Annotated in this window: 19 protein-coding genes, 1 tRNA gene and 1 pseudogene; 12 read left to right on the top strand and 9 right to left on the bottom strand. The window is 45.8% G+C overall.

Going from position 1 to position 23,630, the window contains the following annotated elements; all coding sequences use genetic code 11:
- Positions 1-505 precede the first annotated feature (505 nt).
- The 3 genes from QUA62_RS12350 to ald form a co-directional block, all read right to left on the bottom strand.
- Entirely contained in the window at positions 506-1,282 is a 777-nt protein-coding gene (locus tag QUA62_RS12350; protein ID WP_190733185.1) for a TrmH family RNA methyltransferase, read from the bottom strand.
- 73 nt (positions 1,283-1,355) lie between these two features.
- Positions 1,356-1,437 (bottom strand) — tRNA-Leu (locus tag QUA62_RS12345).
- Between the two features lie 263 nt (positions 1,438-1,700).
- Positions 1,701-2,789, bottom strand: a complete 1,089-nt coding sequence (ald, locus tag QUA62_RS12340; RefSeq protein WP_333404312.1) for an alanine dehydrogenase — start codon at positions 2,787-2,789, stop codon at positions 1,701-1,703.
- A 719-nt stretch (positions 2,790-3,508) separates the two neighbouring features.
- Between ald and QUA62_RS12335 the strand changes: the two genes are divergently transcribed.
- From QUA62_RS12335 to QUA62_RS12320, 4 genes are all read left to right on the top strand, one after another.
- Positions 3,509-5,047 (top strand): DEAD/DEAH box helicase family protein, encoded by a 1,539-nt coding sequence (locus QUA62_RS12335; RefSeq protein WP_333404310.1) that lies wholly within the window; start codon positions 3,509-3,511, stop codon positions 5,045-5,047.
- A 244-nt stretch (positions 5,048-5,291) separates the two neighbouring features.
- Positions 5,292-5,753: a DUF3598 family protein gene (locus QUA62_RS12330; RefSeq protein ID WP_333287922.1), complete on the top strand. Its 462-nt coding sequence runs from the start codon at positions 5,292-5,294 to the stop codon at positions 5,751-5,753.
- A gap of 15 nt (positions 5,754-5,768) precedes the next feature.
- Complete coding sequence (locus QUA62_RS12325) at positions 5,769-6,983, top strand: DUF790 family protein (RefSeq protein WP_333404308.1); 1,215 nt, start codon at positions 5,769-5,771, stop codon at positions 6,981-6,983.
- A 231-nt stretch (positions 6,984-7,214) separates the two neighbouring features.
- Entirely contained in the window at positions 7,215-7,934 is a 720-nt protein-coding gene (locus QUA62_RS12320; RefSeq protein WP_333404306.1) for a DUF2786 domain-containing protein, read from the top strand.
- A gap of 69 nt (positions 7,935-8,003) precedes the next feature.
- On the opposite strand, the gene QUA62_RS12315 is transcribed toward QUA62_RS12320, so the two are convergent.
- Positions 8,004-9,275 carry a hypothetical protein gene (locus QUA62_RS12315; protein ID WP_333404304.1) on the bottom strand — a complete coding sequence of 424 codons (1,272 nt, stop codon included), beginning with the start codon at positions 9,273-9,275 and terminating at the stop codon, positions 8,004-8,006.
- An 84-nt stretch (positions 9,276-9,359) separates the two neighbouring features.
- On the opposite strand from QUA62_RS12315, the gene QUA62_RS12310 reads away from it, so the two are divergent.
- A complete protein-coding gene (locus QUA62_RS12310) occupies positions 9,360-11,969 on the top strand; it encodes a dynamin family protein (protein WP_333404302.1) in 2,610 nt (869 codons plus the stop codon).
- Between the two features lie 163 nt (positions 11,970-12,132).
- On the opposite strand, the gene QUA62_RS12305 is transcribed toward QUA62_RS12310, so the two are convergent.
- The 5 genes from QUA62_RS12305 to QUA62_RS12285 form a co-directional block, all read right to left on the bottom strand.
- Positions 12,133-12,693, bottom strand: coding sequence for a Uma2 family endonuclease (locus QUA62_RS12305; protein WP_333404300.1), 561 nt, complete (start codon positions 12,691-12,693; stop codon positions 12,133-12,135).
- A 228-nt stretch (positions 12,694-12,921) separates the two neighbouring features.
- Positions 12,922-13,638 carry a GUN4 N-terminal ARM-like repeat domain-containing protein gene (locus tag QUA62_RS12300; RefSeq protein WP_333404298.1) on the bottom strand — a complete coding sequence of 239 codons (717 nt, stop codon included), beginning with the start codon at positions 13,636-13,638 and terminating at the stop codon, positions 12,922-12,924.
- A 23-nt stretch (positions 13,639-13,661) separates the two neighbouring features.
- Positions 13,662-13,826: a hypothetical protein gene (locus QUA62_RS12295; protein WP_333177198.1), complete on the bottom strand. Its 165-nt coding sequence runs from the start codon at positions 13,824-13,826 to the stop codon at positions 13,662-13,664.
- Between the two features lie 44 nt (positions 13,827-13,870).
- On the bottom strand, positions 13,871-14,443 hold the full coding sequence (locus QUA62_RS12290) for a hypothetical protein (RefSeq protein WP_333404296.1): 573 nt from the start codon (positions 14,441-14,443) through the stop codon (positions 13,871-13,873).
- A 259-nt stretch (positions 14,444-14,702) separates the two neighbouring features.
- Entirely contained in the window at positions 14,703-14,915 is a 213-nt protein-coding gene (locus tag QUA62_RS12285; protein ID WP_333404295.1) for a hypothetical protein, read from the bottom strand.
- Positions 14,916-15,883: 968 nt separating this feature from the next.
- Here QUA62_RS12285 and QUA62_RS12280 point away from each other — a divergent pair.
- The 7 genes and pseudogenes from QUA62_RS12280 (at position 15,884) to QUA62_RS12250 (ending at position 23,080) form a co-directional block, all read left to right on the top strand.
- A complete protein-coding gene (locus QUA62_RS12280) occupies positions 15,884-18,520 on the top strand; it encodes an AAA-like domain-containing protein (RefSeq protein WP_333404293.1) in 2,637 nt (878 codons plus the stop codon).
- 38 nt (positions 18,521-18,558) lie between these two features.
- Positions 18,559-18,807 carry a type II toxin-antitoxin system RelN family antitoxin gene (locus QUA62_RS29365; protein WP_445301659.1) on the top strand — a complete coding sequence of 83 codons (249 nt, stop codon included), beginning with the start codon at positions 18,559-18,561 and terminating at the stop codon, positions 18,805-18,807.
- Between the two features lie 226 nt (positions 18,808-19,033).
- Positions 19,034-19,657 (top strand): Holliday junction branch migration protein RuvA, encoded by a 624-nt coding sequence (ruvA, locus tag QUA62_RS12270; RefSeq protein WP_190661926.1) that lies wholly within the window; start codon positions 19,034-19,036, stop codon positions 19,655-19,657.
- A gap of 150 nt (positions 19,658-19,807) precedes the next feature.
- Positions 19,808-20,077 (top strand): 30S ribosomal protein S15, encoded by a 270-nt coding sequence (rpsO, locus tag QUA62_RS12265; protein ID WP_015174482.1) that lies wholly within the window; start codon positions 19,808-19,810, stop codon positions 20,075-20,077.
- 95 nt (positions 20,078-20,172) lie between these two features.
- Positions 20,173-20,646 carry a PAM68 family protein gene (locus QUA62_RS12260; RefSeq protein WP_190733218.1) on the top strand — a complete coding sequence of 158 codons (474 nt, stop codon included), beginning with the start codon at positions 20,173-20,175 and terminating at the stop codon, positions 20,644-20,646.
- Between the two features lie 199 nt (positions 20,647-20,845).
- Positions 20,846-21,907, top strand: a complete 1,062-nt coding sequence (aroF, locus tag QUA62_RS12255) for a 3-deoxy-7-phosphoheptulonate synthase (RefSeq protein WP_190661930.1) — start codon at positions 20,846-20,848, stop codon at positions 21,905-21,907.
- Positions 21,908-22,370: 463 nt separating this feature from the next.
- Positions 22,371-23,080, top strand: a pseudogene (locus tag QUA62_RS12250) (IS1 family transposase).
- Positions 23,081-23,630 lie beyond the last annotated feature (550 nt).

Genomic DNA, 23,630 nt, shown 5'->3' with positions numbered 1-23,630 from the left:
GTTAAGAATCTTAACATTTGTGAGAACACTTGGCTACACTTCTTCATATTTATTTCATACCAGCCAGGACTGTTGATACGAGAGTACCCCCTTTCCTGGCTTTACAGTTTGCATCAATATAAACAACATCCGCCACATCTCAGAGGGGTAGATGGGGAGAGGGGAAGGAAACGCTGGGGCAGAGCGAAGTGAAAAATACAATTTAAATGCCCGGCAGCTTCATTTGGCGATCGCACTCGAACCCAAGAAACCGGGCTTTTTAGCGAATCTGCGGGCTGTAAGGAGGTATTTTGGTTAAAAAACCCGATTTCAGGCCACCCGTCTGTCCAAGGGTATAAATCTGAAGTTACACATATTGATGAACCCGCCCTACAGATAAGGATTAATTAACAATTAAATAAGAGATTTGAATTGCAGGCATTCGCTCTCCTATCTGGAAATGAATCTGCGTTGCATCTGCGTTTATCTGCGGTTTCCCTATCAATCAAAAATTTATGCAATAAGTCTAATCAGTTCTTTGCCGTTGAGCTTCGTACAACATGAGGGCTGCGGCGATCGACACATTTAAAGATTCTACGCCACGACTCAGGGGAATTTGGATTTGTCGATCGGCCAAACTCCTCAATTCTTCCGACAAACCAGAGCCTTCGTTCCCCAAAACTATCAGAGTCGGCACTCGCAAATCTACTTCCCAATAACTTAAACTAGCCCCGGCGACGGTTGCTAAAATTTGCATTCCTCGATTTTTATAGGCGGAGACTTCGGCGGTTAAATCTGGACTGACTGCCATTGGCAGCTTAAACCAAGCTCCAGCAGAGGCGCGCAGCACTTTGGGATGGTCTAAATCGGCGCTGTCTGCGCTCAGCAGCAAACCGTCGGCATTAGCAGCCGCAGCCGTGCGGACGATCGCCCCCAAGTTCCCCGGATCTTGGATTGTTTCTAGGGCTATTCCTAAAGTTGACAATTCTGCAGGCTCTGTTGCAGTGCGGGGTGCGGTGGCGACAATGCCGTCGGGTTGGACTGTAGTGGCGATCGACTCTAACACTTTTGCACTTACTAATTCTGTGCGATCGGCTAAATTACCAACTTGCTCCCAAAGTTCCCCGTGCTGATCCAGCCATTCGGGAGTGCAGCAAACAGTTGCTAGCGGGTATTTGGCAGCGCAAGCTTCTTCGAGCAAGTGCGTCCCTTCGAGTAAAAATAATTGTTGTTCCCTGCGTCCCTTCGAGCTGTGCAGCTTGCGAATTTCTTTAACTAGGGGGTTTTGAATACTTGTCAGCATTGTTTAATTCAGCAGAGCGAATGGGGTTATTGCCTTTACCGGGTTAACCCCAAACTTCCTTCTGCCTTTGGAATGCGGAACCCGGGACTTGAACCCGGAAGGCTTGCACCACATGAACCTGAATCATGCGCGTCTACCAATTCCGCCAGTTCCGCATCGGTCACGAATTACTACTTTGCCATAAGTTCGCGAATCTGTCAAGTGTTTTGGGGAATTTATTTTTTTCTGGGCTGCAAGTAATATTTTGCACAAATTACTGTTCGGGTTGAGAAATCCTTTAGTTTGGAGAATTTACTGTTAGCTAAACATTGCAAAACGCTGTGTAGTTGAGTAGGGTGCGTCAGATCGCGTCCCGTTATTAATAATCCACAAGCTTTGATCTGACGCACCCTACGGGATTTGCTGAAAAAAGGGGAATCTAATCGGCCAAATCTGCGAAAACCTCGCGCACGGCCGGATGCACCAATCGGTGATTCTGCACGTTCAATCCCTTCGCCAAACTCGGATTCATTTCCAAAGCTTTAATCCCGCTATTTGCCAACTGCAAAACATAAGGCAAAGTGCTGTTATTCAAAGCTTGAGTCGCGGTCCAAGGCACTGCCCCGGGCATATTCGGCACGCCGTAATGCACGACTCCTTCCTCAACATAAGTAGGATTTGTGTGAGAAGTTACCCGCAAAGTTTCCACGCAGCCGCCTTGGTCAACGGCTACGTCAACAATCACAGAACCGGGGTGCATCTTCGCAACAAATTCGCGAGAAACCAGAATTGGAGCTTTTTTACCTAAGACCAAAACCGCACCGATTAACAAATCAGCATCGGGGATAACTGCTTCAATTTGCAAAGGACTGCTGTAGAGGTATTCTACTCTGGAACCGAACAGAGTTTCTAAATAGGCTAGGCGATCGACATTTACGTCTAAAATCTGCACTCTCGCGCCCATTCCTACAGCAATTCGGGCTGCTTCTGTGCCAACGATTCCGCCGCCCAAAATCACAACTTTACCCGGTCTTACCCCCGGTACGCCGCCCAAAAGTACGCCCCGGCCACCTTGCTGTCGTTCCAGAAACCGAGCTCCGAACTGCACGGCTAAACGCCCTGCAATAATACTCATCGGCGTCAGCAGCGGCAATTTTCTGTCAGGGAGTTCGACGGTTTCGTAGGCGATGGCCTGGACTCCGCTATTGATTAAATGCTCAGTTAATGTGCGATCGGCCGCCAAGTGCAAATATGTAAACAGCAACTGCTCTTTTTGCATCAGCGGATACTCAGCAGGCAGCGGTTCTTTAACTTTAACAATTAGTTCGCGATTCCAGACATCTGAAGCCTTTAAAACAATCTTAGCGCCTGCTTCAACGTAGTCCTCGTCCGCGAAACCGGCCCCAGCACCAGCATTCGTTTCCACAAAAACTGTGTGGCCTTTGTCCGAACAAGCCCGGACACTTGTGGGACTGAGCCCGACCCGAAACTCTAAATCCTTGATTTCCTTGGGGACGCCTATTTCCATCTATAACCTCTAATCTCAGGCATATATAGATCGAATCTAACCTAAAAACCATCCCCAGCGGGACAATACTCTGGTAGATTTTAGATTTGGCAATCCGGCTGGGCTAGGATAATTTTTGTTGGATTTTCCGCCAGTGCGATCGCAATTTCCCAAATTGATCGTTTTCCATCAAGTCGATCGTCTTTTTAGCTTGTTCCTACTTTATTTGATATCCGTGGTCGCCCTTGATATAGATTCCGTCAAAATTCTCGTAAGGAAAGCTACTTAAAATGGTTAAATAATTCCCTTCGGGAAGCTCTACCTTTACCTTTTATACTCTCTTTTTTTAATATTTGTTTGGTGACTTACTTTTTCCTTAAATGAGTCCAAATTATAATTAATGCTCTGCAGTTTTTGGGGCTTGGTAAGAGAACTAATTTTTTCTGCAAAGCACCCGTATAGAGTTACCAGCTCAGCAACCATAATATCTTAAATATTCAAATATCTTCGCCCGACTTTCAACTAAGTAGGTAGGTGCAAATAAACTTTTGACAGTTTTGCCAACTTATCGGCTCAAAAAAAAGGTCAAAATCTCAACAAACAGCCCTAAACGGTATAAAGTAGATGGTGGTTCTAGAGATTTGCTTTTAAAAAAAACTAACTTAGAGAGAGTCTGATGTCAATATATTTGAGCGGTCACTTATAATTTAACAGGCATAACTCGCCCCCTATCTAAACCAATGCCACGGATACCTACCTTAACATTCGATCGCGGAACGCTACTGCTACACCCGCCGCCCAAAGGCAGAGACTGGGTGGACTTTGCCACTTGGGACGATCGCGTGGAAAAATACCGCATTCGAGCCATTCACTACCGCCCGCTGGTAGAATGCCTGCAAGCCGAGTGCATTCACTTCACGGACGAAGCTAGGGGATACGAACTACTCGAACTCGTACCCAGCGTGGAAATGCAGCCTTACCCACATCAAGAACAAGCCCTCGCAGCTTGGCAAGAAGCAGGAAGCCAAGGAGTAGTCGTCCTCCCTACCGCTTCCGGCAAAACTTATCTGGCGCAATTAGCCATGCAAGTCACTGGTCGCAGTACATTAATTGTAGTACCAACTCTCGATTTAATGCACCAGTGGTACGCTAATTTAAAAGCAGCTTTTCCCGACATCGAAATCGGATTGTTGGGCGGAGGTTCGCGGGACAAAACGCCAATTTTAGTCGCAACCTACGACAGCGCAAGTATTCATGCAGAAACTTTGGGCAATAAATACGGCTTGCTGGTTTTTGACGAATGCCACCATTTGCCAACGGACTTTTATCGAGTAATTTCCGAATATGCGATCGCGCCTTTTAAACTCGGACTGACAGCTACACCCGATCGCACAGATGGCCGCCACAGCGATTTGCATTTCCTCATCGGCCCGACAGTATTTAGCAAAAGACCCGAAGATTTGGCAGGCGATGCTTTAGCGGACCATAAAATAGTTCAAATTATGGTAAAACTGTCCACAGAAGAAACCGACCGCTACGCCGAATTAATCAACATTCGCAACGACTTCTTAAAACAGTCTAATATCAGAATATCAAGCCTCGAAGGTTGGAAACAGTTTATCATGGCAAGCGCGCGATCGCCCCTGGGACGGCGCGCCATGCTAGCCCACCGCCAAGCCAAAGAAATCGCCCTTTGTACCGAAGGAAAACTGCGAATTTTAGCCCAAATACTAGCAGAACACTCTCCCCAGCGCACCCTAATTTTTACCGGAGACAACGCCACAGTTTACCGAATTTCCCAAGAATTTCTCATCCCTACAATTACCCACCAAACCCCAGTCAAAGAACGCCACGAAATCCTCGATCGCTTTCGCAGCGGCGAATACAAAACCCTCGTCGCCTCCCACGTTCTCAACGAAGGAGTGGACGTTCCCGACGCCAGAATTGCTATCATATTGTCAGGTACGGGCAGCGAACGCGAATACATTCAGCGATTGGGTCGAGTTCTCCGCAAAAGCAGCGATGTAAATAAGTTAGCAATTCTCTACGAAGTCGTCACCGAAGACACCAGCGAAGAAAGAACTTCTCAACGCCGCCGAGGAGGAATGCAGCCTCACAAACCCCAACCACAAACACAAATAGAACCGCCAAAGCCCGAATATCAGAAATTAGAAACTGTCAAACCGACACCCATTTACGGAGTCAACCGAGAGACAACCAAAAAAGCAGCAGAATCACCCGCCAAATGGGGAGAAGACAATGATGAAATTCCCTGGTAGTAAGCCTAAATAAGTTAGTTGTGGGATGGGTAGTCTTAGCGAAAAGATGGCTAGATAATTAAATCAGTCCTAGGTCTATTTAAAAACTACAATCTACAATCGATTTACGGAGTCAACCGAGAGGCGACTAAAAAGCAGCCGAATCGCCAGCAAAATGGGGAGAAAAAAATGATGATTATAAGGAAGATTGAAGATTGCCAAAGTAGAGTATAATCTCAATATCAACTAATTTACATTACTAAAAATGAGCGAAACTGCACAAATAACTAACTTTAAAGTATTCCCCAAACATACAGGAGTATGGGAGGGAGACTGGACAATACTCGATGCCGACTGCAAGGAAACCGTGCGTTTTACAGCAGTGTTAACCCAGAAAATAGTTGACAACGAGTGGAGGCAAACTAACGTTCAAACTTATGCCAATGGCAAGAGTGAAACCCAAAATTTTGTGGGTCATGTTGTCGGTGAAGGGCAAGTGCAAATTGAAAGTCCAGACTCGGTTTTTTCCAACTACAAGACACTAGCGACAGAAGTTGGAGATAATTTGATAATTTTTCAAATATGGGACAAAGCAACTGGCATTCTGAGGGCGGTTGAAACAATCAATCTCGTCAGTTCCGATCGCCGAATTCGGACTACCCAAAGCTTGACAGAAGAGGGAAAACTTAGGGGAGTTATGGTGATTGTTGAACAAAAAATTGAGTAAAAGTTTTCACTGCTTATGTTACCCACTGATTTATTAAGTCACCGCCAAAACGGGGAATCAATCGTCCCGCTACGCCTCAAGATAGATGCTAAAAACTTAGAAGCAGCTAAGGAAATGATCGACTGCTTCCAAGAGTCGATCGGCAAAACCCAAGGCGAACTCGACGGACGCTTGCTAGAATTAGAAGGCGACAGCCCGGATTATCGGCTGAAACGGGGATTAGCGCACCTGCTGAAAAGCGGTTTCTGCACCTTAGAAGTCATCAGTCCCCTAGAACCCTCAGAGTTGAGACAGCGGGTTTTTGCATTGTCGGCGCGATCGACTCCCAGCCCTCAATCCACCCAATTAACCCTGGAAAAAGTAGCAAGTGAACTCAGCCAAGAGTTAAACAGAGAAGTTTTACCCAGCGAAATCACTACAGGTTTATACGCCGATTTAAACGAAAACAAAATCCTCACTGAGTTTAATGCACCAACACCCGAAAACTTGCTTCACAAATACAATCTTTCTCAAGTTCAAGGCATATTTTACCGAGCAAGTCAAGTTCAATTAACCGCCCACCGCAACGATCCAGGAGAATACAAACTCTTATTTCGCTATCTGAAACTATTTCAATTAATGACTTACATCGAAGGCGATGCAGACCACGGTTTTACATTGACAATAGACGGCCCTACAAGCTTATTCAAACCGAGCACCCGCTACGGCTTAGCCCTCGCGAAAATGCTGCCCGCACTGCTGCACGTCACCAAATGGAGTATGCACTCGACACTGCACACAAAAGACCCTTTTAGTGGCGTTTTGAAAACCGGTAAATTCACCCTAAATTCCGACTGCGGTTTAGTTAGCCACTATCCCCCTGGCAAGCCTTATGATAGTATGTTAGAAGCGGCATTTGCTGAAAGATGGAATTCCACAAAAACCGAGTGGCAACTAGAGCGAGAAGTGGATTTAATTCCGATTCCAGGTAGTGTGATGATTCCCGACTTTCGGTTGGTGCATCCCGACGGGCGAGTATTTTTATTAGAAATAGTTGGCTATTGGCGGCCGGAGTATTTGCAAAAGAAATTTGCACAAGTACAGAAGTCTGAATGCGATAACTTGATTTTAGCTATTTCCGAACGCCTGAATTTAGAAAAAGCCGGGGTGGATGTAAATGACGTGCCAGCAAAAGTAGTCTGGTTTAAAGATAAATTGCTGCCCAAATCAGTCCTGGAAGTCCTTGAATAGTTAAGTTATTCTGCATTTAAAATTAACTTTTAGGGCGCTGCTCAAAGCCCACCCCACAAGAGTTTAAAGAAAAATAAATCTACTGTTTTCTGTCTCTCTCTGCGCCCTCTGCGCCCTCTGCGGTTCAAAAAAATCCTCCTCAAAAAACCTCGCACATTCCCAGCTATACTAAAATGAGAATATCGCCGAATCCTTGCCACCGCTTACTCTCACCCTAAAATTGATTGAAAAATGGCAGACACAAGTATTGTCGAAAGAATCAAAAAGCTTTTAGCCCTCGCCACCTCATCCAATGAAAACGAATCGACTGCGGCAGCCGAAAAAGCTTCCCTTTTACTGGCACAGTACAATCTCAGCCTCGCGGATTTAGGGCCAAATCACCAAGAAGAGATTGACGAAAACTCAGTTGAAACAACATCGAAATTTGTCACTTGGAAAATGATGCTGCTTTCGGGAATTGCCGACGCTAACGGTTGCAATGCCATGCGAAATACTTATACAGGCAGTATGTTTTTGGTGGGAACTTCTACTAACCTGATTGTTTGCAAACATCTTTACGAGTATTTGAGTTCGGCAATTGAAAAAAGAGCAAATTACCGCAAAGGAAACGGCAGGGGGTTGGCGTATCTGAATGCTTTTCGGGTTGGATGCGCGACGAGGTTGAGACAAAGATTGTTGGAACAAAAACAGGAGATGGAAGAGTCGGGGATTCCGGGTTCGGGGGATGTGGCGGCGACTCCAGGGATTGTAGTGCGATCGATGTTTGAGAAAAATCAACAGGCGATCGCGGATTATCTAGAGGGCCGAGGGGTTAAAGTTAAAACTAGAACAGATTCTCAAGTCAGCAGCGCGGCGGGTTTTAATTCGGGGTATGAAGTGGGCGACAAAATTAGTTTGCACAAGCAAGTGCAGCCGCAAGGGGATATGAAGCAACTTAATGAATGTCTTTGAGTTCTGGATAGTAATTGATGGATAATCAAAACAGGGCTAAACTTAAAGCAAATTACAAATTAGGTCGGATTATTCCGATTCTTCTGATTTATCTCGGACTTTGAAATAGTAAAAAAGATTAGCAACAGCCAAATTCGAGGCTTTTTCCAAGTTCGACGATACTAAACTTTTATGACCCGCTATTTCCCCTTGCTCAATGATATAATCTTCGTACTCTTGACGCTGCTGCGGATCGAGCATTAATTCCAGTTGAGTGCAAAGCGCATAAAAATGAGACTTCGGCCTCAAATTTTCATAAAATAACTGTTCATCCGGTATCGCTAAAGCTGTTTTGGCTGAATTTTTATCCCCCATAAAAGCTAAGTCTGATTTACTAAAATCAGCACTCTCTAACTGCTTTAACTCACTTTCGGGCAAAGCTTTAGTCCATTCAATCTGATTAAGCCAAATGTCTAAGGTAGCTAAATCGTGATTGTGAATTCGCGTGATTTCAGGAAACAGAAAATCTAGTTCGTCATCAGAGTCACAAGCATCAATTATTCTTAAGCCATCTTGACGGATTTGTTGTTGAAGCTGAGAAAGCCGATCGCCCGCTGCACCAAATTCATTTTGCACCTGATACGTGCCGATAATACTTTGCTCGATCGCCCAACTGCACTCTAACCGCCGCAACTGTCCCGCCGCACAAGTTTCTTCTAATAAATGTGGATTTCTGTAGTCTGCTAAAGCTTCAAACAACATCCCCCGCGCTGCGTCAATTTCAGCATTGCGACGGTTAATGTCTTGAATTTGCAAAGCCGATCGCATTCGTTGAATTGCTTGATTAAATAACCCGTAAGCCCGCACTAAGACTAGGCGATGGTTCTCAAATTTTATATCTGCAACCACTTCCGAAATTAATTGCTTAATTTCTGCGCCTTGACCTTTCAAAAGTTGTTCTAAATTGATGAAACCATTTTCTACTTTAACTTCCAGCTTTTCAACCGCTTTTTTTAGTTTCAATGTCTGGTGCAAATTCACCGCTGACAAGGCTACCCCGGCGAAAGTTCCCACACCAATGACGGCTGTTGTCGCTTGCAGCACCCCCAAAGTGGCTTGGACGCCTTGAAAGCCCATGTGCATTTGCTGCATTTGCAAGCCGCCCATAACGAACTGCATGGGAGACACTAAGGGCGATAGTGGGTTGTTGTTGAGGGCGGCGCCAACGGCATGGGCTACGAACTCTCCCGTCGCTGCATCTCTCGCCATGCCGATCGGCACTCCAGCAGATGTAAACACTTGTGCGTACTTACCAGCCTCGATCGCAGCCTGTACCGCCGGGGGAAATACAAAGTTCATCATCAATTTTTACCGTGTTACCAATCCACAGAATAACTAATATATTATGATAGTTTAAATAAAAAAAATTATCTAAAGGCGCGGCAAATGGACACTTCACTAATTAGTCCGCAAACGGTTGAGCTTATTTCCCGACTGACAGGGCAAAGCCTCCGAAAAGAGGATATTAATCCGCCCGTGCTTTTTCTGGCGGGATTGGTGACGGTATTGCTGGGAGTTATTCATGCCGACGGTACGGTTGGTGCTGAGGAAATCCAGCGGCTGCGGACAACTTTTACGGAACTTATTCCCGCTAACAACAATTTGCGCCCATTGGTAATGCCGATGGTTAAGAGCGTGCGGGAACAGCAAGTTTACAAGAAATTGACGGCGTTGCTGGCGCTGACAGGGTGTTTTTCTGAGGAGGAAAAACTGCTGCTGATTAGTTTTGGGTATCAAATGTCGGCGGCAGATGGGACAATAGATAAACGCGAAAAAGAGTATTTGACGATCATCGCCAACAGACTCGGAATCGATGCGCGATTTTTGACTGTTTTGGAAGCGAGTTTTAGCAATCAAGCAATCAGCGATACAGCAGCTTTAGCAGAAGTCCACTCGTTACTCGCTCCCGCACGATTTCAATCTATCGATTCTTTGTTTGTCCGTGCTGCCAGTCACATTATCGAACATTTGCCAGCAAAACCCAAACAGCAAAGCAATCCAAAGCAGTCAGTTTCGTCCTATCAGGAGTTGAAAAAGTTTCACGAGTATCAGCAACAATTATTGGATGCGGTTTGCGACAAAGGCAAACTATATTTAAGTCTGCGAGATGGAAGCGATCGCAACGTGCTCTCTCCTAATTTACCAGAAGAAGTAACAAAGATATCTCGTAAATTAGAATCTCAGCGTTTCCGCGTTGCTGTTGTCGGCGAGTTTAGTAAAGGCAAATCAACTTTGCTCAATGCTTTGCTGGGGGAGGAAATTCAACCGGTGCGGGATATTCCCTGTAGCGGTACGGTGACAGTTTTGACATACGGGCTACAGCAGCGGGTTATCTGCAAATACACAGACGGACGTGAAGAGGAGATTTCACCTGAGCAATATAAAGATAAAGCATCGATTTCTGAGGAAGCGGCTTTAGGTTCTTTTGGGGATGAAATTGTCAATTCAGAAATCAAAGAAATCATTTTCGAGCATCCGAATCTCGAATTGTGTACCAATGGTGTAGAAATTATTGATACTCCCGGATTGAACGAACAAGCGGAACGCACGTTAGTTACGGAACAGGTTCTCAAAACAACTGATGCGGTGATTTTTTTGACTCACGCTCAGAATCTTTTGACAGAAAAAGAGCGGGAACTTCTTTTGTATTTGAAACAAAAGTTGAATCCCGAGCGAGATGATGAAGCTGCAAGAAATATTTTTATCTTAGTTAATTTTGCCGATTTGCTGCGTCGGGAAGGAAGCCGCAAGCAGGCAAGAGAAAGGGTAGAAACGTTTGTTAAAAAACAAAATTTGATTGTGGGTGAAAACCGGATTCATTTGATTTCTGCTCAATCTGCACTTGAGGCTATTTTGGACGGGACGGAAAATGAGTATGTGAAATCTTTTCAGGATTTTACAAAATCTATGGAACAGTTTTTGACAGTTGAACGGGGGGCGATCGCACTTAACCAATCCGCAGCCGGAATCAAGCAAATTATTAATACTGGCTGCGATGAATTGAGTCAATATAGGGAAATGCTAGAAGGAAAGTTGACAGTTTCTGAAGGAGATAAGGCGAAGATTTTTGAACAAATAGCGGAAGTAAGCGGCCGCGATGTGAAAATCAAACTTTTAGCTAATGAACTGAGAGAGGAATCTGTAGAAGAAGCTATTGAATCTTGGAATGAATGGGTGGAAGGATTGGGAGAACGCCTGATGGCAAAAAGTCATCGCTGGACTTCCGAACACGGACACATCATGAGTCAAGACAAGTTGACTAAAGATTATGCAGAGCAATTTGTACGAGACATCACCGAAGAAATTGATGACTGGGGCAATCAAAAAGTACAGTCTATTTTAAAACAAAATATGGGAGTGCTAGACAGCCAAATCGGTGAAGATATTTATGCAATACGCCAAGAATTTCAACAGTTTGACCAGCAACTCAGCACTAGCCTTGTGGCTCAATTCAATAACTTAGCAACAACAAGTAGCTTAGGCGGAATTGGCAGCAGTGGAAGCGGAATAGCTTCATCAATTGGCGAGATTGAGGATGGAGGATTTTTTGGGGGTTTAGGAATTGGTGCAGCAGTTGGTGCTGCGTTGCTATTTTTTACAGGACTTGGTTTTATAGGAGTTGTTTTGGGTGGCTTAGCCGCTGGTGCTGGTGGCGGTTTGGGCTGGAGTTTTTTAGATGGCGATGCTGTTAAAGCCCAGATTAAGGAAAAAGTTTGTGAGTTAGGCTTTGAGAAATTTGGCGAATCGGCAGAGTCTATTTTTGAGAAGGTACAACAAAGAATTATTGCAGTATTTGACGATCGCGCTGATGCGAATAGCGATGCGATGTCAAAAGCTATCTCGCTGTGGGAAAATTTATTAGAACAGCAGGAAAAGCGCGATAGCCAAAATCAAGCAGAATGCGAGTCCCAAAAAGTGTGGCTGGCTGACAAACGTCGAGAACTCGAACAAGTACAAAATCAAATTCAAACAATCTTAAATCAAAGTGCTCGCTAATTCAATGAGTAACGGGTAAGCGCAAAAAAACCATAGTACCTTGTGAATACTATGGTTTTGTCGCATTGCGTGACAGTCAATAGTCCCACCGCCACGAGTTAAAGTTTTCCCGCTGTCACGCACCCTACGACTGATATCTTGCACAGAGTACGATCGCCCTCAATTAATCAATCAATTCGGCTTCTTCAAAAATCAGTCTAGTCGTCAACTCCAAACCCGGCAGCAACTCATCTACAATTACTGTATTATCCGTATAAACTTGACTCAAACCATCGGTCAAAAAACTTCTAATTAAAATAGCCTCTGGATCAATCACCCAAACTCGCGGAACGCCCGCCGCCAAATAATCTTTCGCCTTCTCTTCAAATCCCTGCATCGTTTGACCAGGACAGATAATCTCAATCACCAGTTCAGGAATTGCGGGACAAGCTTCATTTTGGCGCCAACTTTTCGGTAGACGTTCATAAGAAATGTACGTTAAATCGGGAACAGGTACCCAATCTTTATCGGGACGTTTTAACAAAATTGCCCATTCTGGAAGCACTCGCCCGCGTCCTTTACACCATACACGAATCAGGCGACACAAAGCTCCCTGTAAACTGGAATGAAAAAATTTTGGAGACACTTTCGGAACTGCTTCACCATCTACAAACTCACAATATATATCTCCGTCGGGCAAAGCTAGAAATTCTGCTAAAGTGAGTTTGGTTCCGATGCCTACCATGACTCCCAGCCCTCTCGCTAATTAATTCAAATATCAATTATACAAAATTTCCCCACCTTCCTAGAAGTGCGATCGCCCTTCTCCCTCTATACCAAAAGTGGAACAGGCGTCCCGCCTGTGAATTTCTGTGAATTTCTGCGCCTCAAAAATCAAAATCCCAATTCCCCAAAAACAATAGCGGGGCCGGCTATCCAGCCGCCCCACATTCCCCAAAAGCCCCAAAACCATTCACTTCAACCAGGCAGGATGAGCCATCAAAGCCGCAAACGGCTGCACTCCTCGCAACTGATTTGACAGCGGCAAATGCCCTCTCGGCGCGCTCAAGTTCCAGATAAACTCTTGCGGGTAGCGCGTCCAATTATTCCCCTTTTTCCAGCCAATTAGCGGCCACAATTTATCCCAATTCTTGCCCGAACTCAGCCAAATTTCCCGCTGCACTGAAAAGCCGAATTTGCCTTCGGAATGAACTTTCCACAGCGTATTAATTGTTTGCAAATCCACCACCGGCAAACTCTCAACTTGCGTAAAATACAGCCACTTTCTCACGGAAGCTGTATCACCCGCCAATTCACAAAGCTTGTCTAAAGTCATGCGATCGGCTTCTTGAAATTCCTGTAACGCCAATAATTGTTGCAGTGGAGTGTAATCAATGTTAGAGTCCGATCGCAGCGGCACAAGCCCAGTCGGAAAATTCGCTTGCAAAAACTCCCTCGCTCTCGGAGAATTAGCACTGTAAAGAATTTGGTAAGCCTTACCCATTACCGCAGTCGGTGCATCTGACTTGCGCTCTAATAAAAATTCCATCAATACATCCCAACCGGAATCTGCTATTTGTTGTTGCAGCAGTTGCAGTTGAGTTTTTTCCGAACCCGACCTCAACTGAGAGCGGAGTTCGGCTGTATCGGCCGCCGAGTCTAGAGGAGAAGTAGAAATCGAGTCAGTCATGAGAAACTATCAGCTATCAGCTATCAGCTATCAGCGATTAGCTGAAGCCCTGGTTTTCCCCCATTGTACAATGGTACTGACTCCGATTCACTTCTCTGTACTCGGATGCCTGCGCGCAACGCCGCCTGGTTTAGCCGATCGCCCCCACCCTCTTCGCCAATGGCAGCAATAGCAAATAAGTCTACCATCTGAATTTTACGATCGATGCCATGTCAAAGAGTTTTTCTTGAACCTAGTCGTCCACGATCGAAACCCATGCAGGGAAGGAAGGCGGAAAAAAGTTTATGTCATATTCCGAGTCTTCCCACTCTTTGACCCAAAGCGGCACGGCGCCCGGGCTAGGAGTTGCAGAAAAGGTGCGTTCTTTGGCTTCGATCGAGTGAAATAGCTGTTTTAAAGTATCTCCCCTATCCAAAGCTTCGCTGAGGATGTCGTCCAAGTCAGGATCGACCCGTTTGACGCGGTTTTTGTCCTCCTCCAGCCACAGAAGTTTCAAAGACTTCAGATCTCTCGGACTGAGGATGCTCTTGTAGTACACGCGCTTAAGGGTCGCTACGGGCTCCAATGAGCGTTCGATCCGGCGAATTTGCTGAACTCGCAGGTAGTGCCATTCCGCTAAACGCTTGCGTTCCGAAGGCGGGAGAGTGCCCTTCCCGGCTGCGTGTTTGTAGTCGTATTTAATCAAACTGCAAGCCATATTGGCCAGCAGGTGAATCAACTGTTTTTCTTTGGGTGTTGCCTGACGCCGTTCCTGGGTTCTTGTCAATACGCGCTGTCTGCGGGTAGTTTCGAGAGTATTTTCCATTGGGTTTTTACGAGATGAAATACGATTGTGCCAGATCCAAATCCCGAACATCAGAAGGTAAGGAAGTTGATAGGCGGGAAACTCCACCGACAGACTCGCCTTACCTATTTATTTTCCCATCCACCGTTCTCTGAAACTGATCCCCACCCCTGGGATTAGGTAGACTGATCTTGGGATCGAGTTTTAACTACCTCGATCAGAGGCCGTTGGGACAACAAGCACCACAACCGCATCAGAGCGAACCATACAATAGCGCCAATTATTTCCTGGCTTTACCACCCGTTTTTACCTCTTCTGCCTCCCCATCCTCATTCGTTCCAGTGTAGTTAAAGTCGGGACGACTCTCCCAAGCCGTCAAACTGCTGGCTGATGAATGTTGTGGGGCGATCGCGGAAGCGCTGGCGCTGCCTGCCTGGAAAAAGCCGAAGCCAGCCGAGGCAATTACCCCTAATACTAAGATGCTGTTTTTCATGTTCGATGACCCTGATTTCCGTAGATTGACACTTTTTGGCTAACCCGATCTGTCAGAAATGGGTTGATGCAATAGCCCACTTGTCTTCTGATAAATCTGCCTGCCATAATCAATTCAGACAGGCACACCCGCTTGCGATCGGAAACGCCGGAAGTGACGTGTTACTAACGTCCACGATCATCCATCAACCCGAATTTTTTGGGTAGTGGAGCGAAAGCCATCAGGGCGTCGATCCATCAGGGAGTTATGCCATCAGGGTGCTAATCCATCGGGTAGTTAAGCCATCAGGGCGCATCTTCTACAATTAGCCACCGACTTAACTTTTATAGTTGAGTAAGTGGTTAGCCTGGTACTGACAAAGCCTTTAAGAATTAAACTTTTTGTGGATGCATCCTGAAAAGTTTGTTCTTTAGGAATCCCCGAACGCGAAAGCCCGGGGAAAGTCAGCAGCATGGAATTCCATGCAATCTAAGTCAACTAAAAAAACGCAGATTAACGATATCTCCCACTCAAGCAGTCCTCAGCAAAACGCTGGGGTTTTTTATTGGCAGCCATTCTTCAGCGTTTTTCTCTGGCATCCGGCAGGCGGAGCTGAAGGCAGAAGGTAGACGGCGGTGTGGTTATGAGTTTCCCTGCCAACATCATACCACCGGGTGATATTTAAAGTATTATTGTAAAAAAATGTGAAAAAAAAGGGCGTTTTAGCGTTCTTAATCCGATCGAGTGAAAATTCATCAATTATGTGAACGAGTGTAAAAAATTAAGTGGCGGGCTACGATTCAGCAGATCGTAGGATTTGGGGCGAACGCTTGCAAAGATACGGTAAAGATTGACAAGGAGAAAGCTCAGCTAGTAGACAATAGAGAAAGAGGAACAAAAATTTTCCACCATAGTAAGCTGGCAATAATTCCACCTTGTAACCTTTCGATCGCACAGCATAGGGGCGTAAAATCTTGATGAATTCCCAGATGACAGCAGAAGTCAACTCAACGTACCACTATCAAGTCGGAGGATATTTGCCTGCCGGTGCGCCCACCTATGTCAGGCGATCGGCAGACAGCGAGCTCTACGAAGGACTCAAAGCCGGAGACTTCTGCTACGTGTTGAGTTCGCCACAAATGGGCAAGTCCAGCCTGCTAGTGCAAACGGCCAAAAGGTTGCAAGCCGAAGGTACAGTTTTTGCCGCGATCAACTTGAGAAGCATCAGCAGCCCTGATATCTCTCCCCAAAAGTGGTACGCAGGAATCATGTACCGCATGGCAAGCAGTTTACACATCACAAACAGGTTTGATGCCATCAAGTGGTGGAACGATCGCGAACTGCTATCGCCGGTGCAGCGATTGGAGATATTTATCGAAAAAGTTTTGCTCAAGTCACTTCAGCAAAATCTGGTAATTTTCATAGATGACATTGACAGCATCAGCAGCCTAAATTTCAGTACCAGCGATTTTTTTGCCTTGATCCGGGCTTGTTACTCCAAGCGGGCAGAGCAACCGGAATACAATCGCCTGACTTTTGCTGTTATGGGAGTAGCAGCCCCCTCAGAATTGATCCGAGATCCAAGATGCAACCCTTTTAATATTGGACGGCAGATTCATTTAAGTCGATTCCAACTGCACGAAAGTTTGCCGCTAGCAAAAGGATTAGCCCTGAAAGCTTTTCGCCCCCAAAAAGTGCTCCAAGAAATATTAGCTTGGACGGGCGGTCAACCGTTTCTCACTCACAAACTTTGCCACTTGGTACTTGAATACGGGCCTTTTATTGGCAGAAATTCCGAAGCTCAGCAGGTTGAAAAACTAATCAAACACAGAATTATTAAAAATTGGGAAGAAGAAGACGAACCCCAACATTTGATACCCATACGCGATCGCATTTTCCATAGCCACTGCGACCTCACGCGGCTGTTAACCGTGTACCAGCAAGCTTTGCAACCTGTCAAGGCAACAAAACCGGGGGAATCGCAGGGACTACCAGCAGAATACTCTCCCGAAAAACTCGAATTGCAACTGTCAGGACTGGTTGTTAAATCTCACGGTAAATTAATAGTTTCCAACCTAATTTATCTGTCAGTTTTTAATCAATTTTGGGTAGAAAAAGAGCTGGGGAAATTGGCTCCCTACCACTCCGCGCTAGCAGCATGGCTGGCTTCAGACCGCGAAGATGAATCGCTGTTATTGACAGGGGAAAGTTTGCAGTCAGCTTTGGATTGGGCTGCGAACAAACAATTAAGCCAAGAACACTATTGGTTCTTGAATCCCGATCGAACTTGTGGGGAACAACCGACAGTGGTTGTCGCACAAGTTGCAGACAGCAGCGTAGACACAGATGCAGACAGCCGCATCCTCACCCCGCCCTCAGATAGTGTTCCAACTGGCAGCAACGAACAGATATTGTACGATCACATCGTCTCCTGCGTGGAAACAGAATCCCCCGCACAGGTGATCGAGCGGTTCCGAAAGCTATTTATCGACGGCATGGGCTATCCCGATCGAGAGATTGAAGCAACTTTGTACAGTATAGTCTCCGTCAAGCGATTGGATCAGCACTTTAAATATATCCTACACCGCTGCTGCTACATCCCGATCAACCGCTGGCAATTGCAATCACACAACCAGTTCGCGATCGCAAATTTAGTAGCTTTATTTAAGCAGAGTTCTCCCCGATTCGGGACGGAATTTTACATAGTCAAGCGCTTGCAAGAACAAATAGCTTTCTTTACTAAAAGTGAAGAATTTCAGACCCTAGAGCGCTTAGTAAAAGCCCTAGATAGAGAGGCGGAAGCGCAGCAACAAGATACTGATTCTCCTTTGGGCGAATTGATATGTCGGTATCCTTATTTGTACGGCTATTCTCTACTGAGCAAGGGCAGCATTGAGGAAGACCAACAAACCATTCAAAAACTGGCATTTCAAAGACAGCAACAATTTGAAACACATTTGTCTCAATATTTAAATTATTTGGTTGAGCCGAGGAATACAGAAATAGGAATTGTGCAGCGAGCGCCTAATCCCACACTTTTGAACGATGCAGAACTGCACTTAGCGGTCAGGGAATTTGCCGGAAAAGTAGCAGGCGATCGCAGCTACAAAGAAGCGGCTCAATTTTTCCTGAGAGATTCCCGACAAACTCCATCTTACGCCTCATTTAAAGTGGATTTATATGAATATTTAATAGCGTCTATCGAACCAGAATACGGGGGGCGTCAATTTAATGACCGTTTGTACAAACAAATCAAAAATACACTGCGAGAACATGACTCGGTGAAATTCAATAATTCATTGTTAGTTCGGACTTGCCACCAGTTGTTCAACTTCTTAGTAGTGGAAAATTCCCAACATCCCAGCCACTACGTTTTTTACGACTTGGTGTACAACCTCGGTGCCAGCAGAACAATGGGTTTACTGCTAAAACTTGTACTGCTTTCGGGCAAGGTCAAACCAGAGTTGGAAAAGCGATTTTCTATTTTGTTTAATCACTATGAAGGTAAAGCTTCTAATGAAATTATGTGGTTTGTCAAATCGTTGGAAAATTTCAATGTAGCTTTGGTTGTGAATTTTGGTAAGACGGATTTGTCTTTGGTTAAACAGCATCTTATTTTGAATTAAAAAATTACAAAAGCGCTCGCTCAGCGTGATAGCTTAGTATTAATTTAAAAAACGTCACGGGAAAACAAATAAAAGCCGGGCAAGTCACAGCAACGATCTACGAAAAAGGTCAATTAATTCTCGATCGACCTTTAACCGCAGAAACTCCCAGCCGCGTGCGAATCATCCTCCTTTTTCAGAAACCTACAGATGAAGCTGAAGAAGACCCCGACGATACTTTAGTTGCAGAAGTAAAAGCCAGTCTCAGAAGATTCTTGCCGCAAGCCAAAGCCGGAACAACCAGATGAATCTCGGCAGTGTGGGAGAGAATCGATCGATTTTAGATTTGAGATTTTAGAAGATCGCATGATCGATCGAGTTGAATAGCCGTCGATCGTACTTTTGTTAACCATATACTCAAAATCCGTGAAGCGGAGCTCTCCCGAAGGGAATCGCACACACATCAGCCTCAACTCCATCCGCAACATCATCGCCGATTTTGATGAAAGCCAATAGCGGTGTATTATTAACTCTATGATTAGCTATCTCAAAGGCACAGTCGCCGATATCGCCAAAGGCAGCAACCGCGTCATATTGACTCTCGAAGTCAATCAAATCGGCTATGAAATCCAAATTTTGCCCCGCGTGACCGGTCAATTGCCAGCATCCGGCGAAGTCGCCCAAATTTTTACCCACCAGCAAGTTAAGGAAGACCAAATCGTATTGTACGGTTTTGGCAGCGCGGCAGAACGCGATTTGTTTCGGCAGTTGACGAGTGTTAGCGGTGTGGGTGCTCAACTGGCGATCGCACTTCTCGATACTTTAGGATTACAAGATTTAGTCCAGGCGATCGTCGGCGGTAACACTCGCATCCTCGCCAAAACTCCGGGCGTGGGAACAAAAACCGCAGAACGTCTCGCCCTCGAACTCAAAAGCAAACTCTCGGAATGGCGACAGCAAGCAGGTTTGACGACTTCAGTCGCCGCCGGAGTCCCCCCAGCTATTCAAGAAGAAGTCGAGATGATCCTGCTGGCGATGGGATACACTGCGGCTGAAGTCTTGCAAGCGCTGCAAACCCTCAGTCAAGACAGCACTTTGTCGGCCAAAGCGAATGCTGATGATTGGATACGTGAGGCGATCGCTTATTTGAGCCGATAATCCCCTACCCGAGCCCGAAACCGGGAATAAAAACCAAAATTCCGCCGGGCCAACAAACCCATCCCTGGCAAAAATTTTATCGTTGTTATGCTTCCCCTGTGATAACATAGGAGATTGTGACAATCGTACAAAAAAAACTAAAATCAATTCATGGCTCTTACACAACAGCGCAAACAAGAAATCATGGGCGACTTCCAAACCCATGAAACCGATACCGGCTCAGCAGATGTCCAAGTCGCCATGCTGACCGATCGCATCACAAAACTCAGCGCCCACCTGAAAATCAACCAAAAAGACTTCGCATCCCGGCGCGGTTTGATGATGATGATCAGCCGCCGCAAGCGCCTGCTGGCATACATCCAAAAGCAAAATGCCGATCGCTACAAAGCATTGATTGCCCGTCTAGGCATTCGCGGCTAAACACCACAGCCAAAATTTGCGACAATATTCTTTAATCTTGGACAAACACCAAGAATTATTGAAAAATGTTCGAGATTTCAGGTTAGAGATAAAATATGTCCTCCGAACCACCCCGCAAGCGCTTGCCCTTTGAACCGGCAACCAATCGTAAAAAAACGCCTAAAAAGCCCCCAGAACCCCAACCAAGCGTAGCCTTAGAGTTGGATTCTGCCGACAAGCAGCCCAAAGCTAACAAAACTCGAAAACAGTCGCAATCCATCCCCGAAGTAGTCAGCCAACGCATGATATCCCGCATAGCGGTATTCTGCGGCGTACCTACCCTATTGGGAATTTCCACATTTTTTGTGAGTTATTTCGTAGTCAGCAAGGGCTTGTTTGATTTGCCCAACACAGCAGTATTGCTGGTAAGCATGGGCTGTTTTGGTCTAGGCGTTCTGGGATTAAGCTACGGAGTCCTCTCGGCTTCCTGGGATGAAGAAATTTCAGGAAGCACTCTGGGGTGGGAAGAATTTAATACCAATTTTGGACGGATGCGAGAAGCGTGGCGCGCCGCGAAGCCAAAAAGTTAGTCATTAGTCATGAGTCATTAGCTAAAAAGTAAGCTGTTAACCATTAGCGAGTTTGTATTGGGGGAGGGAACAAGAACCCGCCCCACAACAATGCTAATAATACTGATATAAATAGATTCTCGATCGCCATTGCATCTATTTTTCTCAGTGCATCAGAGTCATCATCCGTTTCTAGCCCCACTAAAAAGGCAAAAAAAATATGATTATTGTAATGAAAGCCGGCACTCCAGAAGCCGAGATCGACAGACTAGACGAAGAGCTCCGCACTAACTGGGGTTTGATACCAGAAAAAATCGTCGGCCGTTACAAAGTTGTTATGGGTTTGGTAGGCGAAACCGCTGAGCTGGAACCTCTGCAACTGCGGGAAATGAGCACCTGGATTGAAGAAGTGCTGCGCGTGGAAAAACCCTACAAACGCGCTTCTCTGGAGTACCGCCAAGGAGAAGCCAGCGAAGTAGCGGTTGCTACTCCTTTAGGAACTGTAACGATCGGCTTGCATCACCCGATCGCGATCGTAGCAGGTCCTTGCTCGGTCGAAAACGAAGAAATGATTGTCGAAACGGCAATGCGCGTCAAAGCTGCTGGTGCTCATTTCCTCCGTGGTGGCGCATACAAACCGAGAACTTCCCCCTACGCTTTCCAAGGCCACGGCGAGAGTGCTTTGGGATTGCTAGCTGCGGCGCGGGAAGCTAGCGGTTTGGGAATTATCACCGAAGTTATGGATGCGGCCGATTTAAGTGCGATCGTGGAAGTAGCCGACGTGATCCAAGTCGGGGCGAGAAATATGCAGAATTTCTCACTGTTGAAGAAAGTCGGAGCTCAAGATAAACCCGTTTTGCTGAAGCGCGGCATCTCCGCCACCATTGAAGAATGGTTGATGGCTGCTGAGTATATCATGGCTTCTGGCAATCCGAACGTGATTTTGTGCGAGCGCGGAATTCGCGGGTATGACAGGCAATATACGCGGAATACGCTAGATTTGTCGGCAGTACCAGTATTGCGAACCCTGACTCACTTACCGATTATGGTTGACCCCAGTCACGGCACCGGTTGGGCGCAGTTTGTACCTTCAATGGCCTTTGCTTCGATCGCCTCTGGTACTGATTCGCTGATGATTGAAGTGCACCCGAATCCGAAAAAAGCTTTGTCTGACGGGCCACAATCTTTAACACCGGATCAGTTCGACAAGTTGATGGAAGAATTGGCGGTGATTGGTAAAGTCATGGGTCGTTGGCCGCAACCCGTGCCAGTGTTGGCGTAAAAACAGGCGAAACGCCTAACCTAAAATGCGATCGCGGTTAAATCCCCGACTTCTTTAAGAAGTCGGGGATTTTGTTATTCTGTTTTTGGAATAGAAGCCCAGGGGCGATCGTACTTCGAGCAGGACTTAAACAAAAATTAAACCCAAATTAAGCCCAAAGTGGCTTTATAAGTCGCAAATACTTCTATATTTTCTTGCAACCAGCGCACAAATTTATAATACCCAATCTGGGTTACTTACCCCGTTTATGATGGCGAACAAAACCCAGCTACCACCAGCACGCTCACCAGTTGTGCAATGGCTGATAGAATCTGGGTCTGGTTAACCCTCTTGCGAGGTGTTGATGAACCGAACTCGTGGAGGCTGCGATCGACACAACAGCCAGGGACGTTCATCCTATACCATCATTAATATCCGTTCATCGGGTAGTGCTTTTATGTAAAGGATGGAGGATAATACCTCTATGTCCAGTCTTTTGAGGAGTCTCATCCTGAAACCCTATCTAATTTGTCCCACTTGTGGTTCTGACGATGTGATGAAAAATGGGATGACTCGTCGGGGAAAACAAAACCACAAATGTCGCGAATGTGGTCGGCAGTTTGTCGAAAATCCGAACTTGGACACCCAAAGACACCGACATTTTGGCAAAAATTGAGTTACTTCTGTTGGAGCGGATTTCCCTGGCTGGTATTGCCCGAGTCATGGGCGTTTCCCAGAGCTGGCTCCAAAATTATGTGAACCACTTGTACGGTGCAATAGAACTCAAAGCCACAGTCATTCCGAAAGAAATTGGAAAACACACAGTCCAAATGGATGAACTCTGGTATGAAAGTAGACGTCAAAGGGAATAAACAATGGGTCTGGTTAGCAATGGATACCAAGACTCGGGAAGTGATCGGATGTCATATTGGAGACCGCTCCTCGAAATCGGCTCTTGCATTATGGGATTGACTACCAAGTGTCGATCGCCAATGTGCCAAGATTTATACCGCTCCCTGGGAAGCCTATGCCGTAGTTTTACCAAGTAAAAGGCATAAGTCCGTCGGCAAGGAAAGCGGATTAACCAGTGACATTGAACGATTGAACAATACTCTCAGGCAACGAATTTCGCGATTAGTCAGGAAGACGTTATCGTTTTCTAAAAAGTTGGAGAATCACAAGGGTGCTATTTGAAACTTCATTCATGACTACAATCACCAAATCCGATTAGGAATGCTGAAAGTTCAACCGCCTCAATTTTCTCCATCCTTTACATAAAAGCACTACCAACACTCACTCAACTCGACGTATCCCACAGATTTTTGTTGCACGACCCAAAGCTTGAGCGCAGTGAGCTGGAAACTCTCATGCTGCGTTCTTAGGGGAGGGGACAGAGGTGACTCTCGAACCTTACCCGACTACCTTCCATCGACTCAACCAAGTCCCGGCCCCAAGTGTATTTCCGGGGTCAAAAAGCAGACCCAAGCCCTAAAGAGGAGTCAGGTTTCGGATAGCCGAGCGGTGAATGAGAGCCGAAACCCTTGGTGTGTATAGGTTCAAAAAAAAGTCAAAAATATTTTCGCAAAACGCTTGACAACTCTGGGGAGAGTTGATACATTAATAAAGCGCCAGAAGGGAAGCGGTTCACTGAACCCGAACCGGAAGGTAAAAACTGAACCTAGAAAAAAGAATAGTTTGAAAGCTTAAAGCACTATTAACCTCGTCAAAAAAATCAAGATAGAGA

This window comes from Microcoleus sp. MON1_C1 (assembly GCF_036701945.1).
In the GTDB taxonomy this organism is placed as follows: domain Bacteria; phylum Cyanobacteriota; class Cyanobacteriia; order Cyanobacteriales; family Microcoleaceae; genus Microcoleus.
This window is presented reverse-complemented; position numbering and strand designations above follow the sequence as displayed.

Excerpts from the sequence above, each read along its gene's own strand:
- QUA62_RS12285 (WP_333404295.1), bottom strand. The coding sequence starts at position 14,915 with ATGAAAAACAGCATCTTAGTATTAGGGGTAATTGCCTCGGCTGGCTTC.
- aroF (WP_190661930.1), top strand. The coding sequence starts at position 20,846 with ATGATTATTGTAATGAAAGCCGGCACTCCAGAAGCCGAGATCGACAGA.
- QUA62_RS12325 (WP_333404308.1), top strand. The coding sequence starts at position 5,769 with ATGTTACCCACTGATTTATTAAGTCACCGCCAAAACGGGGAATCAATC.
- QUA62_RS12305 (WP_333404300.1), bottom strand. The coding sequence starts at position 12,693 with ATGGTAGGCATCGGAACCAAACTCACTTTAGCAGAATTTCTAGCTTTG.
- QUA62_RS12350 (WP_190733185.1), bottom strand. The coding sequence starts at position 1,282 with ATGCTGACAAGTATTCAAAACCCCCTAGTTAAAGAAATTCGCAAGCTG.
- QUA62_RS12330 (WP_333287922.1), top strand. The coding sequence starts at position 5,292 with ATGAGCGAAACTGCACAAATAACTAACTTTAAAGTATTCCCCAAACAT.
- QUA62_RS12295 (WP_333177198.1), bottom strand. The coding sequence starts at position 13,826 with ATGGTAGACTTATTTGCTATTGCTGCCATTGGCGAAGAGGGTGGGGGC.
- QUA62_RS12280 (WP_333404293.1), top strand. The coding sequence starts at position 15,884 with ATGACAGCAGAAGTCAACTCAACGTACCACTATCAAGTCGGAGGATAT.
- QUA62_RS12300 (WP_333404298.1), bottom strand. The coding sequence starts at position 13,638 with ATGACTGACTCGATTTCTACTTCTCCTCTAGACTCGGCGGCCGATACA.
- QUA62_RS12290 (WP_333404296.1), bottom strand. The coding sequence starts at position 14,443 with ATGGAAAATACTCTCGAAACTACCCGCAGACAGCGCGTATTGACAAGA.
- ald (WP_333404312.1), bottom strand. The coding sequence starts at position 2,789 with ATGGAAATAGGCGTCCCCAAGGAAATCAAGGATTTAGAGTTTCGGGTC.
- rpsO (WP_015174482.1), top strand. The coding sequence starts at position 19,808 with ATGGCTCTTACACAACAGCGCAAACAAGAAATCATGGGCGACTTCCAA.
- QUA62_RS12315 (WP_333404304.1), bottom strand. The coding sequence starts at position 9,275 with ATGATGAACTTTGTATTTCCCCCGGCGGTACAGGCTGCGATCGAGGCT.
- QUA62_RS12335 (WP_333404310.1), top strand. The coding sequence starts at position 3,509 with ATGCCACGGATACCTACCTTAACATTCGATCGCGGAACGCTACTGCTA.
- ruvA (WP_190661926.1), top strand. The coding sequence starts at position 19,034 with ATGATTAGCTATCTCAAAGGCACAGTCGCCGATATCGCCAAAGGCAGC.
- QUA62_RS12320 (WP_333404306.1), top strand. The coding sequence starts at position 7,215 with ATGGCAGACACAAGTATTGTCGAAAGAATCAAAAAGCTTTTAGCCCTC.
- QUA62_RS12260 (WP_190733218.1), top strand. The coding sequence starts at position 20,173 with ATGTCCTCCGAACCACCCCGCAAGCGCTTGCCCTTTGAACCGGCAACC.
- QUA62_RS12310 (WP_333404302.1), top strand. The coding sequence starts at position 9,360 with ATGGACACTTCACTAATTAGTCCGCAAACGGTTGAGCTTATTTCCCGA.